Genomic DNA, 15,772 nt, shown 5'->3' on the forward strand with positions numbered 1-15,772 from the left:
TTTACAGATTAATCTTTTCTAGACATTTAATCGTATATTCTGCAACCTTCTGCTTTAGATATATATTATTCTCCAGCTTTAACTCAGGGTCTTTCTTTAACAAATCTTTCGCAGCGTCAGACGCTTCCTTTAACGTCTTTGCATCCGTAAACACATCCGCTATTCCGAAATCAAAATCGCCACTCTGCCTTACCCCGAAGAAATCCCCCGGTCCACGCAGCCTTAAATCTTCCTCAGCTATCTTGAATCCATCGTTAGATTTATTAAGGATTTCCAGTCTTTTTCTTATCTTCTCTGACTTATTGCCGGTAACAAATATACAATACGACTGATATTCTCCTCGTCCAACGCGGCCTCTTAACTGATGAAGCTGTGCAAGTCCAAATCTTTCCGAATTCTCAACCATCATAACTGTGCTGTTAGGCACATTTACGCCAACCTCAATAACCGTGGTTGACACAAGTATATCTGTTTCATGTGCCGCAAATCTTTCCATTACTTCATTCTTTAGCGATGGTCGCATCTTGCCATGAAGATATTCTATTCTTATATCCGGCAGTTCTTTCTTAAGCATTGCCGTATAATCAACAACATTTTCAGCCTCAACTGCCTCGCTATCCTCAACCATTGGACATATTATATAGCATTGTCTGCCGGAAGCAACCTGTTTCTGTATAAATGTATACGCCTTCGGCCTGTAGCTCTCATCCACAACACAATTCTTAATTGGAAGTCTGTTTGCTGGCATCTCATCAATTATCGATATATCAAGGTCGCCGTACAGGATAATTGCCAGAGTTCTTGGTATTGGAGTCGCACTCATTACAAGGATATGCGGACTTTTTCCTTTCTGTGAAAGGTCACGTCTCTGGTTGACTCCGAATCGGTGCTGTTCATCTGTTATAACAAGTGCAAGCTCTTTATATTCAACTTTTTCCTGTATCAGTGCATGTGTTCCAACTATTATTTCCGCAGTTCCATCTGCAATCCTTGCATATGCTTCTCTTTTCTGTTTTGCTGTCATTGAACCAACAAGCAGCTCAACCTTAATATCAAGTCCAGCTTTTTCAAAGCCTTTAGTAAGAGATTCATAATGCTGTCTTGCAAGAACCTCTGTAGGTGCCATTAATGCTCCCTGATATCCTGCCACAACAGTATTAATCAGTGCAAGTGTTGCAACAACTGTCTTTCCTGAACCTACATCACCCTGGATAAGCCGGCTGCACAAATGTTGACCGGACATATCTGCCTCAACCTCTGACACAGTCCTTAGCTGTGCATTGGTAAGCGAATATGACAGACTTGCAAGGAATTGATTCTTTTCTTTGCTTTCCGGTATGACATAGCTGTTCGGTATGCGTTCATTTGCACTCTTTAACGAAAGAGTCGCAAGCGTAAACAGGAAGAATTCTTCAAAAGCAAGTCTGTGCCTCGCCTGAACATATTCTTCCATCGTCTTAGGAAAATGTATATTAACAACACTGAAATTATGCTCAGCAAGCGAATATCTCTTTCTTATATAATCAGGTATATATTCCTTTTCAAGACCTGTACTGTACTTTTCAAGTGCCTGCGCAACCGCCTTAGTAACAGTATTGTTAGTAAGTCCCTTAGTCAGCGGATATATCGGCTGCAATGTTCCCTGAAGCTCCTTGTACTGAGCAAGCGTATACATTTTAGGCTGCTCTAACAGCCAGCCTCTTTTATTAACCAGTCTCCCCCTGAATACATATCTTGCTCCAAGTCTTAATGTATTCTTTAAAAATGGCATGTTATACCAGCTGCATTTTATGGAGTCACCATTATAATCCTTTATAGTCACAGTTAATATCTTAAGTCTGCCGCTCCCATATATATCCGGGCTTTTGCATACCTGTCCTTCAACAGCGACCTCGGTATGTTCTGATTCACGGCTTATATCTTTAACAAAAACAGGCTCATGGTATACATCGTAATCCCGCGGTATAACCCCACGAGATCCGATACTGTGTATACCGAAAGCCTGTTAAAATTCTCAGCTGTCTTAGCGCCGATGCCCTTTAATTCCGTTATATTCATAATTCTTACTCGACAGATACAATATAATAGTAAACTGGCTGCCCACCAAACTGAGTTCAACATCTACATCCGGGAACTTTTCTTCAATCTTAGAAACAACTGCCTCGGCAGCAGCTTCTTCAACATCAGCTCCATAGTAAACGCTTATAAGTTCAGCTTCATCTGACATCATTGACTCAATCATCTCAAGTAAAGTTGTATCCATATCAGTTCCAACTGCAGCAAGACCCTTATCACCTAATCCAAGATAATTATCCTTCTTAATCTCCTTGCCATCAATTGATGTATCTCTTACAGCATAAGTGAGCTGTCCAGACTTAACTGTTGAAAGACTGTCTGTCATCACATCACCATTATCCTTGGCACTGCGTGTTGTCTCAAAGTTAATCATAGCTGTGATTCCCTGTGGTACTGTCTTAGTAGGGATAACTATAAGTTCCTTATCCTCAACAATTGATGCTGCCTGATTAGCTGCAAGAATAATATTACTGTTATTAGGAAGAACATATATTGTCTTGGCATTAATCTTATCTGCTGCATTAAGAATATCTTCTGTTGAAGGGTTCATTGTCTGTCCGCCTTCAATAACCTCATCAACACCAAGTCCCTTGAAAATCTCTGCAATTCCGCTTCCCGGTGCGATTGTAATAAAACCAAAGTCCTTAGCTGGTTCTGCCTTCTTTTCTTCTACTTCAGAATTCTTTTCCATAGCCTCTTTAGCTGCTGCAGCCTGAAGTTCTGACTGTGCAACAACCTTCTGGTTATGTTCTTCTCTCATATTGTCAACCTTCATCTTAGTAAGCTGACCATACTCTAATGCTTTCTCAAACGCCTGACCTGGATGGTTAGTATGAACATGAACTTTAACAATATCATCAAGAGCTACGCACACTATAGAATCACCTATAGATGTAAGGAATGCCTTGAAGTCTGCCTCAGTCTTCTCATCAAATTCCTTCTCAAGCATAATAATGAACTCGGTGCAATATCCAAACTTAATCTCTACATTATCTATTGCAGCGCCCTTTCCAGCTCCTGGTGCAGTCTGCTCATTAGCAGGCTTAGCCTCTGTTAATGAAAAATCTGTAACCTTGCCTGTAAGAGCATCATACATTCCCCTAAGAACTACTACAAGTCCCTGTCCGCCTGAATCTACAACTCCTGCCTCTTTAAGAACAGGAAGCATATCAGGTGTCTTAGAAAGTACATATTCTGCATGCTCTATAATAATACGCATTGCTTCTTCAATATCATCTGTCTGTGATGCAATTTCAGCTGCCTTATCAGAAATACCCTTAGCAACAGTAAGGATTGTTCCTTCTTTAGGCTTCATAACTGCCTTATAAGCCGTCTCTGTAGCTCTGCTTGTTGCAAGTGCAAGTGTCTCAACAGTAATCTCGGAAACGCCCTTCATCTCTTTAGTAAATCCTCTTAAGAGCTGTGATAAGATAACACCAGAGTTACCTCTTGCTCCTCTTAAAGAGCCTGATGAAATAGCCTTAGAAAGATTCTCCATATTAGGATTAGCAATAGTGCTTACTTCCTTAGCTGCTGACATAATTGTAAGAGTCATGTTAGTACCTGTATCACCATCTGGTACGGGGAATACATTAAGGTCATTAATCCATTCCTTCTTAGACTCAAGGTTTTTAGCTCCTGCAAGAAACATCTTCTGCACAAGTGCTGCATCTATTGTATTAGTTGCCACGATTATCCTCCATTCTGCAATTAAGCATTATAACAATATTCCTATTAATCAATTACTCTTACGCCTTCAACATAAATGTTGATTTTCTTAATCTCAAGGCCGGTAAATTCTGACACTTTATACTTAACATTCTCAATAAGATTATCTGCTACTGCAGCAATGCTTACACCATAAGAAATAATAACATGAAAATCAATCTCAATAAGATTGTTCTCATCTATAACTACACTGATTCCTCTTGTAAGGCTGTCTCCCTTAAGAAGCTTTACAAGTCCGTCTTTCATACTTACAGCAGCCATACCTACGATTCCAAAGCACTCAACTGCTGTAGAACCTGCATACTGTGCAATAACTTCTGAATCAATTAAAACTTTTCCAAGTTTATTCTCCAAAGTTCCCTTCATAGATAGTCCTCCAATACTGCGTCTTGTATTTGTTAACACCCGGAATCCAGATGCAAGTTTCGCGCAGTCAAACTTTACATAAAAATATGTACATAAATAGCACAAATATTATACTATCTTTCCGAAGAAAAATAAACACATTTTCGCATTCTTTATTAAACTTTGATTATCAAATGAATATCCAAAAAATAAAGTGAATCACGTCTCGCGCAATTCACCTTAATATACTGGTATTAACTTTAAAGCTCATAGATTATGCACGCTCAACTAAACCAGAACGTAAGCATGAAGTACAAACATACATCTTCTTAGCATTTCCGTTAACCTTAACTTTAACAGACTTAACATTAGCATTCCAAATCTTATTAGATCTTCTATGAGAATGACTCACTGCATTACCAAAGTGAGGACCTTTTTCGCAAATTGCACATTTAGCCATTTCAATAACACCTCCTTACCGGTATTGGGTAATTTACCCACAACAGAAATTATTGTATCAGATAAAAAAATATTTTGCAACACATTTTTTAAGAATTTTCATCAATTTTTTCTCATAACCACAATATATTGTTCCAGCTACTGACAAAACATGTTATATCCTACAACAAGCAACGTAATTATTATGCACACGCACAAGAATACATTGTCCATTATAAACAGTGTAATTATCATGCCTACAGCAATCCAGAAGAATATAAAACCAAGCAGTCTGCACATATATATACTTCCTTAACGTGTATGTTATATAATATGCGCATTTTCTCCGGTTATGAAAAACTACTCTGCTGCATCTTCTATTGCGGCATCAATATCCGCGTCAGTTACGACTTTTTCATCCTTACCTTTGAATTTATCAATAATATCAGGAATCATATCAAGAATCTTAGTTACAGTATCCTGATTCTTAATATTAACAAGCTTGGTTGCACCATTCTGGATAACTAAAACAGCACTTGGTGTGACCTTTCCAGTCATTCCACCGCCTGCATTATTCTTCTTGTCCCCTGCAAATGCTCCTGCTCCAACTCCGAACGAAACATCAACAAGTGGAAGAATAATTGTATCATTAACTGTAACAGCTTCTCCAACGACTGTTTTAGCTGATATAAATGCATCCATCCCCTTAAAAAGTGATGCCACTGTTGAATCAAAATTATTATCTGCCATAAAATCTAATTCCTCCTTGTCTCCTTGTTTTACGAAGTTCTGTTAACATTATAACATAACCTTCTCTATCTGGAAATAAACTTTTTAAACTGTTCATTTCTATACAATCTTAATGCTATCACCAGCACTGAAAATATACAGATATTTCCTTTCAGGAACATGCTGCCTTCCTTAACATTTTCACCAAATACCGGTTCTAAAGAAAGATCAACACCTGACATTCCATAAAGAATCGAAACATAAGCAAGAACCTTTCCCATTGTTGCCGGGTCTTCAAATCCGATTCTTGCGTTAATTCTGTATTTTTTAGGTTTTATAACCTTAATAAGTGCCTTTAACTGTTCCACAAGAAAATGAAAAAGTGCCTTATTGTCCTCATCTGTCACAAATTCTTTTGCCTTGCTTACTTTTTCTTTAAGCCTGTCAGCTGCACCTGAAATCTTCTTTACTGTATCCCTTATAAGCTTTATTATCTCTTTAATCTTTGTATATATTACAAAGCATTTATCCTTAACTTTATTGAAGAAGCTCCTATTCTGTATGTTCCCTGATTCATCTTCTGATACAGCCTCTTTGACATTCTGTACATCTTCTTTTGTTTCATTCACAGCCTCAGCCATCTTAATCTGTGGTTTTTCTTCTTTTTCTGTAAGTTTCTCTACATCCTTATCACTCGCAGAAAAAATATTCTCTTCAGGCTTTTTTTCTTTTTTCTTATTAGCTTTCTTTTGTTCAGAAACTTTACTATTCTCGTCATTATTGTTGTAAACCGTTATAAAAAACGCCTTGGCTTTTATATCAAGTTCTTCATCATAAGAGATCATCAGCCTCAATATCCCTAACCAGGATACTTTTGCTTGGGCTTTGAACCTGTCATGATAATCCGCATTAACCTTATATCTTACTGGTACAAAAAGAACTGCTGTCACAACAAGTATGACAAGACCTAAGATACATGCGATAACTATGCCTGTTATCTTAAGTATAAGCAATAAAACATGTAGCATAGCCCCACCTTTCCAACAATCTGTCAGTTATCTTTTCTTAATTTCGTACCAAACTTAAGATACCCCGCTACGTCAACACACCCTGTATGGGAGTATGTGTCATCAACTATGCATCTTACCAGCTCCAGAGCCTCATTTCTGCCCTTCGCAAGTCCTACAACATACACTTTATCTCTGTATGATTTATTCTTAAAATGCGGCTGTTTCAGCATATTAGCTGAATAAATATCAAGAATATTATCAGGATTATCAGAAATCGCAATAATATAAGTATCTATGGTAAATCTGTTCTTTCTGATAAGACCAAACGTCTTGTATTTAGCTTTTCTGGCATTATCGCCAAGATAAAGATTTCTGTACCACTTCAACTTACTATCCCCCAAAAACCTTAAACTTCTCATATGCACATCAGCACATTTGCATTACTTATCACTTATCATAGCCTTGATAATCTCAACAACCGCCTTCTGCTCTGCTTCATCATTGCACTGCATAAGAGAATTATTAATATATGACTGTATCTCCTCGGTATTGTTAAAAAATACCGGAAGACTTGAAAGCACTGATGCCATAACAGCTCTCTTAACCATTACATTCATGTTCTTAAAGCTGTCATCAAGTTCCATAATAAGCTTCTCTGCTGTCTCATCAGCATAAGAATTATCCGGAATCTCTGCAAATACCTCTGATTCAAGCTTAACAAAATCACTGCCTGACTGTAACTTAAGTGTTTTAGACAAAGCATTATATTCAGATAAAAGCTCATAATTCTTAAGTTCATCCACAAAATTGGCAAGGCTGTATTCTATTGCATAGTCACCAGATGATACTGCCTCAAGAATTCTTTCCTGTTTTCCTTCAAATGCTGTAAAATCCTCTGAAATATCTTCAAATCTTTCACCTGTAATATAAGCATTTCTTGTTTTACTTAAAACATTCTTAGCATTCTCTATCTCTTCTATTCTATCCAGTGTATTTCTTCTGGTAAGAGCTATGGTGAGTGCATCATTAACAACCTGTGTAAGAAGCACATATACATCTGCATAATCTGTCATCTTCTCAGTTGCAATATCAAGTGCGCCTTTAAGTCTTGCATATTCATCTTTATCAATATTCCTGTAGTCAGCCCCTGCAAGTGTGTTATATATATCATAAACATCAGGGAATTTATCAAATCCCGCTTCACCTGAAAGCATAGCACTTGTGCTTAAGGTGTAATAGAAATCATCTATCGAATCCTTTCCGGCACCATGATACAGTGTAAATGCATCTCTGATATGTTCAAAAAATCTGTCCTTTAACATTCTTACAGGAAGCTGTCCTACTATCTCTGAAATCTTGCCATTAATAACAACATTATCCTTGTCAGACAATATATAATGCATAATCTCATTAGTCATATAGGTATTATAGTAGTCGTAATCCAGTTCACCTCGTTAAATCTGTACTCAACTCTGTTAAGTACATGCTCATATATTCTTAGCCTGTCAACATAAGCTGTTATAACTTCCATAATCTCAATGATCTGTTCACGGAATGAATTGAGTTCTTTAAATGCTTCATAATCATCACATTCATCATTCTCCACAAAACGCTCCACAAGCTCATTAAGTCTGTTAATCATGTTAAGAAGGTCTTTATCATTCTGTAAATCTCTTGCAATATCAAGTACAGTATAATAATTCATTGACATTTTAATAAATCCAAGCCCATTATACATGGAACACATTCCATTACCATACTTTAAAAGATTTTCTGAAAGATTCTTTCCCTTTGTAATTTCGCCTGCTATATAACCTAAATTCTTCAATGTATCAAACCTCGTTTATTTTAAATTCAACTTATCTAATGCATCACAGAAATCAAATGTAGCATAGTAATCCTTGATTGTCTCTGCTCGTCTGATCATCTGGACACTGCCATCTTCCTTAAGAAGAAGCTCTGCTGATCTTAACTTTCCGTTATACTGGTATCCCATAGAGAAACCGTGCGCTCCTGTATCATGGATAATAAGATAATCACCCATGTCAATCTTAGGAAGCATTCTGTCAATTGCAAATTTGTCACTGTTCTCGCATAAAGAACCTGTTACATCATACTTATGGTCGCAAGGTGCATCTTCCTTACCCGCAACAGTAATATGATGATATGCGCCATAGATTGCCGGACGCATAAGGTTAGATGCACATGCATCAACTCCGATGTATTCCTTATAGATGTGCTTCTCATGAATTGCCTTAGTTACAAGACAGCCATATGGAGCAAGCATGAATCTTCCAAGCTCTGTATAAATTGCAACATCACCCATTCCGGCAGCGCAAGAACCTCATCATATACCTTGTGTACACCTTCACCAATAACAGCAATATCGTTAGGCTCCTGATCCGGTTTGTAAGCAACACCAACACCACCTGAAAGGTTTACAAACTTAATATCTGCTCCAGTCTTGTCTCTTAACTCAACTGCAAGCTCGAATAAAATCTTGGCAAGTGTAGGGTAATATTCATTAGATACAGTATTACTTGCAAGGAATGAATGGATACCAAAATGCTTAACGCCCTTACTCTTTAATATCTTAAACGCTTCTATAATCTGGTCATGTGTCATACCATACTTGGCATCACCAGGATTATCCATAATAGATGTTCCAAGCTGGAAATATCCACCCGGATTGTAACGGCAGCTCATTGTTTCAGGAAACTTACCGTCTAATATCTTATCTAGAAACTCAATATGAGTAATATCATCAAGATTGATAGTAGCACCTATCTCATTAGCATATGCATACTCTTCTGCAGGAGTATCATTAGATGAGAACATAATCTCTTCCGGCTTATAATCAAGAGCATATCCCATCATAAGCTCTGCCATAGATGCACAGTCAACACCGCAGCCATAATCCTTTAATATCTTTAAAATATATGGATTAGGAGTAGCCTTCACAGCAAAATACTCTCTATAACCTTTATTCCATGAGAATGCTTCCTTTAATCTCTTAGCGTTCTCTCTGATTCCCTTCTCATCATAGAGATGATAAGGAGTCGGATATGTCTTGTCGATTTCCTTAAGCTGTTCAAGTGTAACAAATGTCTTTTTCTTACTCATTATCTTCCTCGTTTCTGTGCTGAATTTCTAAAATCTTTTGCAAGCCCACGTATACAGCACCAACGCATAGTCAGGCCACTGTAAGAAATCCTATATTATGAAGAAATATTTGTCAAGTTTTTAGTCGTAAACGCCTATAAAAATAAGAAGCCCCGTAAGGCTTCTTATTTCAATAATTCTGATTATAAATTAATACAGCCTTTAAATGCATCCGGAGCAACAGTTACATTCTTTCCGTAATCAACTTCTTTAAGACTTGTGCAGTTAATAAATGCTTCACACTCAATCAGCTTAAGTGAATCAGGAAATTCGACTTTTTCAAGTCTTCTGCAGTTCTCAAAAGCATTAGATGCTATTGTCTCTACTCCTTCTGGAAAACTGATTGCGACAATATCATCTCTGTTAGAAAACAGGCCTTCTGTTATTCTTGTAAAATCCGACATATCTATCTCTTTAAATGTTCTGTTGTACAATGTAACTTTAATACGATTACTATTCATAGCTTTCCCCTCTTCTTTTCTTAATAATTAAGTTGTACCGTTCCATATATTTCTTATATACATTATACAATCTTCCGGCATTAATATCAATATCCGAAATATGTATCAAATACAGTTTTTGCAACATATTGTGCACTTGCAACTCCTGAATATCCGCCTTCAAGTATTACACATACAGCAATCTGTGGATTATCATATGGTGCAAACCCTGTAAACCAGCTATGATAATTCTCAGAATCATCATACTGTGCAGAACCTGTCTTTCCAGCTGCTTCATATGATGAATTTTTCATAGCATAACCTGTACCGGACGTAACCACCTGTCTCATACATTCAGTAAGATACTCAGCTTCTTCTGCAGACATCACAGTTCCAACTGCTGACGGTTTGTTCTTAACAACCATTCTGCCCTCGCTGTCACTTACACTGTCAACAATATATGGAGTCATCATAACCCCATCATTGGCAATACTCGCCGCAATCATCATATTATGAAGTGGTGTCATCATTGTCCTTCCCTGTCCTATACCAGTCTCCTGCATCTCACTTATTGAAGAATCCTGTGTAACAGCCATTGCGCTCTTAGAATACTCAAATCCTACAGGAAGATTAGAATTAAACAGGAATGTACTACACAAATTTATGAAAGATGTTTTGTTAAGTCCGGCACCAATCGTAGAAAATGCAGAATTGCATGAATTTGCAAATGCTTTTCTTAAATCCTGATATCCATGTGCTGTATGATCAAAACACGCTATAGTAGTTCCACCTGGTATATATGCCTGTCCATCACAATCATATGAATAGTTATAATAATCATTCTCATTCTGTCTTATATATGCAAGTGCTGTAATTATCTTAAATGTTGAACCTGGAGGATATAGTCCCTGCGTTGCCCTGTTTAAAAGTACTGAATCAGCACTGTCATATGTAATCCATTCTTCATAATCTGTATTAACATCATTAGAATCAAATGATGGATTGGATACCATTGTAAGAATCTTTCCTGTAGACGGTTCCATCGCGATAACAGCTCCTTTATTACTGCCAAGTGCCTTATAAGCAGCTTGAGTAAGCTCTACATTAAGTGTTGTTGTTACATTATGTCCCTTTGCTTTGCCACCTGATAAGTCATTACCAATCTGGTCAAGTACATTATTTGTCTCACTGAGAAGATAATAATTCTGTGACTGTTCTATTCCTGTCTTCATTCCTGTAAGAGAAGTAAATCCAACCGAATGACAGAACAGATTCCCATATGGATAATAACGCGATTCATTGCCTTCATCATCTGTAAGCGTTGTTGCAAGAACATCTCCATCATCTGCTAATATATCGCCTCTCACAACTTTGCTTTCCTGATTATCAACTCTCTTGTTATACGGATTATTAACAATTGTTCCCGCGTCCTTTATATTGAACACGCACAGATACACAATTGCAGCCACAAAAAGACCTACAAAAAAGAATGCAATTACATTAGTTTCTTTATTCCTTAAATTCTTCTTTTCTGTATCTACTATATCACTCTGAACGTTTTGTTTTTTTCTTTGTCTGGATTGTTTTCTTTTTTCTGCCATCTTTCCTGTCACCTTCATCCTGTCTCATATTGTACATTCCATTAATAAGTGCAAACATTATAAGTGAACTTAATATTGAGCTTCCTCCATAACTTACAAAAGGAAGTGTAACACCTGTCATTGGTATGAATTTTATTGCACCTCCAACCGTTAAGAACACCTGTACTCCATATGTAACTCCGAGTCCTACAGCTACAAGACGATAGAAAAGCGTCTTACATCTTGAAGCTATATTCATCATAAGAATAAGATTATTAAGACACACTAAGAATAATGATATTGAGAATATAAGTCCGAATTCTTCTGTAATAGCAGAAAACATAAAGTCCTTCTCTGCTACAGGTATCTTATCCGGCATCCCCTGACACAGTCCGTATCCAAACCATGAACCCATACCGATTGCAAAAAGAGACTGGCATATCTGATATCCGCTAGTATCAATATATTCCCATGGATTACGCCATACCACAACTCTTGCCCTTACATGTGAAAACAGCTTATACGCAATAACTGATGCTCCCGCTCCCGCAAGAAGTCCTGCCCCAGCATACGATAGTTTTCTTGTAGCAATATAAAGCATGGCAATATATACAACAAAGAATATCAGTGCAGCACCAAGATCCGTTGAAAGCACGAGAATAATCACATGCAGTGCTGCAAATACTGTAACAATACAAGTCTGTTTAAAGGTTGTTGATTTATTAAACATAGATGCAACAAACATAACATACAGAATCTTTACGAATTCTGCCGGCTGTACAGAAAATGCTCCTATGCTTAATGTAAGATTGGCTCCATACACCTTATTACCAAGAAGAACAGCACATAAAAGCACAAGTCCTGCAACACAGTAAATCCAGCCAAAGTTTCTGAAACTCTTAACTGATTTGATAAGCCACGGAACAAGGAACATAATCACTGTTCCAAGCACAGCAATAACAAACTGTTTGACACATTTATCATAGTTAAGTCTTGCTATCATAATAAAGCCAACAGACATAAGCATACACATATTATTAACGAGCAGTCTTGATGCCTTTGGATACAATATATAATAGAATGAAATAAATACTATAAGATATATAAGCTGTACAAAATAAAAACCTATATACCTGGCATCATTCTTCATAATATACAGAACATAGTATCCAAGAAAATGTATGGCAAATATCAATAGGTATTGCTGTATATATATGCCTTTTCTCTTCTCTTCCTTATGAATTATCGCTCCTCTGTATGCAGAAAGAACATAAAAAGCCATAAGAAATGCAAAAATGTATTTCGTAAGTTCAATAAAAACTGACTGCATTGCAATCTCCTTTATCCGAATCACCTAATCTTAGTCAATTGCCTGATGAAAATGTCCTGTAGTACCACCACTTACTCCATCAGTCATAACTAATTGTATATCATCTGCTCCACTCTCGTCAAATTCATAACGAATTACACATTTATTGAAATCTTCCAGATTCTCCTGTGTAAGATTGAGCTTTTTCCCATCCATAACAGTATAGCAGAATTCACACATACTGTTAACTGTATATTCATTTCCTTTAAATCCTGTAAGCTTCACACTACCCCAGTTTCCATCACATCTTCCATAAGTTTTTCTTACGCACTGTTCAGAAACCATAAGCGGTACACTGCCATACACGACAAGTTCTGTATCTGTGCCAGCCACAGGCAGCATCTCCTTGTCTGTAAGTTCCAGAGGAAGAGTCATCCTGTCAAGAACGATGCCTGACTTTTCACACAGTTTTCTTAATTCATCTTTAGCAAATGCATTAAATATATATATGCTGCTGTCTGTGATAATATGCACATCGCCAGATAATTTTTTCCAGTTACTGCTTCCAAGAAATCCAATCTGTTCAATATTCCTGCAAAGATAACGGCTGATACCACATCCGGATGCCTTCTCACAAAGCTTCTTAAACTTATCATACTTATCAGCTTTAAGAATATGAGGAAGAACAACATACACATCTATTTCCCGTGATGCACAATATGAAACACAGATTTTCAACTCCTCATCTGTGCATTCATATAACAGCTTATAATCAAGATATATGCCCTGCACTCCTGAAACTGTTGCTGCCTGCTTCACATGATTAATATTGTGCAGATACACAGCTTTTCTTATTAAAAATCCATTATCATTAAGCGTCTCTTCTTTGTTATACATTTCAACATAATCTGGCTTATTATAAGTTCTTACATGACTGTGCTTTAAATGTGTTTCAAGCTGTTCAAGTACATTTCTTCTTAGTTCCTTAATCCAGCCAACCGGAACGAATACTCCATCGTCAAGTTCCACTTCTGTATTATCCACCACAAAGCATGTATCACCAGTTTTCTTTAAATTCTTAACCAGTTCCTGCTCTGAGGCGGGACGGCTCTGCGCTTCAGTAATAATCTCTCCTGTACATGTCTTCTCAATCCCATCATACATTACAGTGAGTGATATATTCTCATTCTTTCTTACAACAAGCTTCATATCAACATGGATTTCAGGTGATGTTCCAACATAATTATCCGCTACATATGCCTTAATCTTAGCATTATTCATTCTGTTGACAACTCTTCCCTCATACAATGGATATTTCTTAGGAAGATTGACAACGAAGGTCTGCCCTGCTGCCACATCAGCTCCGCTCTCAAAGGAATGTTCCTTATCAATCTCAAAGACATCACCTCTGTTCACATTCTTAAGTGCCTTAAATGTAATTCTTCCTGCCTTGTTAGACACAACCTTAAGACACTCCGTTCCCATATGGTTAGGGCGGCCAAGAGACATCATCTTTTTTCCTTTAATGCTGTCATAATATCCTGTTGTGAAAGCACCTCTGTTATATATATCAGACAGGGCATCCATATCCTGCTTATCTACCTTAAAACCATCACGACCTTTTTCAAGATACATATCAACATATTTGCGGTAAATGTGTGTTACCATAGCCGCATATGTGACATTCTTCATACGGCCTTCGATTTTCAGGGAATATACGCCACTATCAATAACATCAGGAAGTATCTGTAATGCACACATATCCTTAGGACTTAATGCATAACTGTTGTTTTTGTCATTAATCTTTGCTCCGCTATCATACACATCATAAGACATTCTGCATGGCTGGGCACATCTTCCCCTGTTGCCGCTTCGTCCACCGTTAAAACTTGAAAGCAGGCATTGTCCTGAATAACAGTAACATAAAGCTCCATGCACAAAGCTTTCTATCTCAACATCTAATTTCTCATGAAGCTGCTTTATCTCCTGTAGATTCATCTCTCTTGAGGTAACAATTCTTGATGCCCCAAGTTCCTTTAAAAGCCTGCTGCCATATACGCCGGTCTGTGTCATCTGTGTACTTGCATGTATATCCATATCAGGAAAATGCTTTCTTATCAGCTTAAGCACACCCATATCCTGCACAATCACTGCATCAAGTCCTGCCTCATAGAATGGTATAAGATATTCTATAAGACTATTCTCTATCTCTCTTGACTTAAGAAGGGTATTAACTGTCAGATATACCTTTCTTCCAAATAAATGTGCATACTCTATAGCACTGATAAGCTCTTCATCATTAAAATTATTAGCAAATGCCCTTGCTCCGAACATATTGCCGCCAAGGTATATTGCATCTGCTCCTGCAGCCACAACAGCCTTCATAATATCAAGTGAACCTGCCGGTGCGAGAACTTCTACCTGTATCTTTTTCTTATCAACATTCATAGTTGTAAACCGCCTTTAAATCAAATGGCTGCTGCAAATGCATTTGCAACAGCCGTTATTATTAATACCTGATAAACCTTATGTAAATCACTTCTTAGAATCATTAAGTTCTGTCTCTAACTTAACAATATTCTTCTGGTACTTGTTAATCTCATTCTTTAATTCCTTAATTTCTTTTGCAGAACTCTCTGCCTTAATCTGCGCAGCAATAAGCTCATGCTTTAAATCATATATCTCTTTATCCTTGTTCTCTATATCTGAAGAAAGCCCGTCTGCCATCTTCTTGGCTTTAAAGTAATCATCAGCGATATTAAGATACATCATATCAGTTCTCATGTCAGCCGACATGCGTCTGTATCCCTCATCCTTATTAAACTCTGTAATCTTATTGTTAATGTATGATGCAACTCTCTGGAGATACTCCTCGCTCTCATATCCTCCAAGCTTAATTACTTTACCTCCAAGAATTACCTCTGCTGTGTTTTTTGATGACATAAGTCCCCTCCT

15 protein-coding genes and 1 pseudogene are annotated in these 15,772 nt (G+C 37.3%); all 16 read right to left on the reverse strand.

Annotated elements, in window-relative coordinates; genetic code table 11:
* Position 1 precedes the first annotated feature (1 nt).
* On the reverse strand, positions 2-1,993 hold the full coding sequence (gene recG / locus DW963_RS04065; protein ID WP_502694402.1) for an ATP-dependent DNA helicase RecG: 1,992 nt from the start codon (positions 1,991-1,993) through the stop codon (positions 2-4).
* A 30-nt stretch (positions 1,994-2,023) separates the two neighbouring features.
* Positions 2,024-3,766 (reverse strand): DAK2 domain-containing protein, encoded by a 1,743-nt coding sequence (locus DW963_RS04070; protein WP_502694401.1) that lies wholly within the window; start codon positions 3,764-3,766, stop codon positions 2,024-2,026.
* Positions 3,767-3,810: 44 nt separating this feature from the next.
* The gene (locus DW963_RS04075) at positions 3,811-4,170 is read right to left on the reverse strand and encodes an Asp23/Gls24 family envelope stress response protein (RefSeq protein WP_117913952.1); all 360 of its coding nucleotides are present in this window, start codon (positions 4,168-4,170) and stop codon (positions 3,811-3,813) included.
* 253 nt (positions 4,171-4,423) lie between these two features.
* Positions 4,424-4,609 (reverse strand): 50S ribosomal protein L28, encoded by a 186-nt coding sequence (gene rpmB / locus DW963_RS04080; protein WP_117913953.1) that lies wholly within the window; start codon positions 4,607-4,609, stop codon positions 4,424-4,426.
* 137 nt (positions 4,610-4,746) lie between these two features.
* Positions 4,747-4,887 carry a hypothetical protein gene (locus DW963_RS13380; RefSeq protein ID WP_199665627.1) on the reverse strand — a complete coding sequence of 47 codons (141 nt, stop codon included), beginning with the start codon at positions 4,885-4,887 and terminating at the stop codon, positions 4,747-4,749.
* 60 nt (positions 4,888-4,947) lie between these two features.
* Complete coding sequence (locus tag DW963_RS04085; protein ID WP_117913954.1) at positions 4,948-5,337, reverse strand: GerW family sporulation protein; 390 nt, start codon at positions 5,335-5,337, stop codon at positions 4,948-4,950.
* 65 nt (positions 5,338-5,402) lie between these two features.
* Positions 5,403-6,344 carry a DUF2953 domain-containing protein gene (locus tag DW963_RS04090; protein WP_117913955.1) on the reverse strand — a complete coding sequence of 314 codons (942 nt, stop codon included), beginning with the start codon at positions 6,342-6,344 and terminating at the stop codon, positions 5,403-5,405.
* Between the two features lie 23 nt (positions 6,345-6,367).
* Positions 6,368-6,712: a hypothetical protein gene (locus DW963_RS04095; RefSeq protein WP_117913956.1), complete on the reverse strand. Its 345-nt coding sequence runs from the start codon at positions 6,710-6,712 to the stop codon at positions 6,368-6,370.
* Positions 6,713-6,766: 54 nt separating this feature from the next.
* Entirely contained in the window at positions 6,767-7,744 is a 978-nt protein-coding gene (locus DW963_RS04100) for a hypothetical protein (RefSeq protein WP_117913957.1), read from the reverse strand.
* On the reverse strand, positions 7,741-8,154 hold the full coding sequence (locus DW963_RS04105) for a hypothetical protein (protein WP_117913958.1): 414 nt from the start codon (positions 8,152-8,154) through the stop codon (positions 7,741-7,743). The genes DW963_RS04100 and DW963_RS04105 overlap by 4 nt, the downstream gene beginning before the upstream one ends.
* A gap of 15 nt (positions 8,155-8,169) precedes the next feature.
* Positions 8,170-9,449, reverse strand: a pseudogene (locus DW963_RS04110) (diaminopimelate decarboxylase).
* A 182-nt stretch (positions 9,450-9,631) separates the two neighbouring features.
* Positions 9,632-9,949, reverse strand: coding sequence for a leucine-rich repeat protein (locus DW963_RS04115; RefSeq protein WP_117913959.1), 318 nt, complete (start codon positions 9,947-9,949; stop codon positions 9,632-9,634).
* Between the two features lie 86 nt (positions 9,950-10,035).
* Positions 10,036-11,529, reverse strand: a complete 1,494-nt coding sequence (locus DW963_RS04120; RefSeq protein WP_158568613.1) for a peptidoglycan D,D-transpeptidase FtsI family protein — start codon at positions 11,527-11,529, stop codon at positions 10,036-10,038.
* Positions 11,474-12,838, reverse strand: a complete 1,365-nt coding sequence (locus DW963_RS04125; protein WP_117913961.1) for an FtsW/RodA/SpoVE family cell cycle protein — start codon at positions 12,836-12,838, stop codon at positions 11,474-11,476. The genes DW963_RS04120 and DW963_RS04125 overlap by 56 nt, the downstream gene beginning before the upstream one ends.
* A 30-nt stretch (positions 12,839-12,868) precedes the next feature.
* Positions 12,869-15,265: a U32 family peptidase gene (locus DW963_RS04130; protein ID WP_117913962.1), complete on the reverse strand. Its 2,397-nt coding sequence runs from the start codon at positions 15,263-15,265 to the stop codon at positions 12,869-12,871.
* 87 nt (positions 15,266-15,352) lie between these two features.
* On the reverse strand, positions 15,353-15,760 hold the full coding sequence (locus DW963_RS04135; RefSeq protein WP_199665626.1) for a cell division protein ZapA: 408 nt from the start codon (positions 15,758-15,760) through the stop codon (positions 15,353-15,355).
* Positions 15,761-15,772 lie beyond the last annotated feature (12 nt).

It is taken from the genome of Eubacterium sp. AM46-8, assembly GCF_003466705.1.
GTDB lineage: Bacteria > Bacillota > Clostridia > Lachnospirales > Lachnospiraceae > Lachnospira.

What these genes read in the sequence shown, in the direction of transcription:
- DW963_RS04075 (WP_117913952.1), bottom strand. Translation starts at nt 4,170, where the DNA reads ATGAAGGGAACTTTGGAGAATAAACTTGGAAAAGTTTTAATTGATTCA.
- rpmB (WP_117913953.1), bottom strand. Translation starts at nt 4,609, where the DNA reads ATGGCTAAATGTGCAATTTGCGAAAAAGGTCCTCACTTTGGTAATGCA.
- DW963_RS13380 (WP_199665627.1), bottom strand. Translation starts at nt 4,887, where the DNA reads ATGTGCAGACTGCTTGGTTTTATATTCTTCTGGATTGCTGTAGGCATG.
- DW963_RS04085 (WP_117913954.1), bottom strand. Translation starts at nt 5,337, where the DNA reads ATGGCAGATAATAATTTTGATTCAACAGTGGCATCACTTTTTAAGGGG.
- DW963_RS04090 (WP_117913955.1), bottom strand. Translation starts at nt 6,344, where the DNA reads ATGCTACATGTTTTATTGCTTATACTTAAGATAACAGGCATAGTTATC.
- DW963_RS04100 (WP_117913957.1), bottom strand. Translation starts at nt 7,744, where the DNA reads ATGACTAATGAGATTATGCATTATATATTGTCTGACAAGGATAATGTT.
- DW963_RS04115 (WP_117913959.1), bottom strand. Translation starts at nt 9,949, where the DNA reads ATGAATAGTAATCGTATTAAAGTTACATTGTACAACAGAACATTTAAA.
- DW963_RS04120 (WP_158568613.1), bottom strand. Translation starts at nt 11,529, where the DNA reads ATGGCAGAAAAAAGAAAACAATCCAGACAAAGAAAAAAACAAAACGTT.
- DW963_RS04125 (WP_117913961.1), bottom strand. Translation starts at nt 12,838, where the DNA reads ATGCAGTCAGTTTTTATTGAACTTACGAAATACATTTTTGCATTTCTT.
- DW963_RS04130 (WP_117913962.1), bottom strand. Translation starts at nt 15,265, where the DNA reads ATGAATGTTGATAAGAAAAAGATACAGGTAGAAGTTCTCGCACCGGCA.
- DW963_RS04135 (WP_199665626.1), bottom strand. Translation starts at nt 15,760, where the DNA reads ATGTCATCAAAAAACACAGCAGAGGTAATTCTTGGAGGTAAAGTAATT.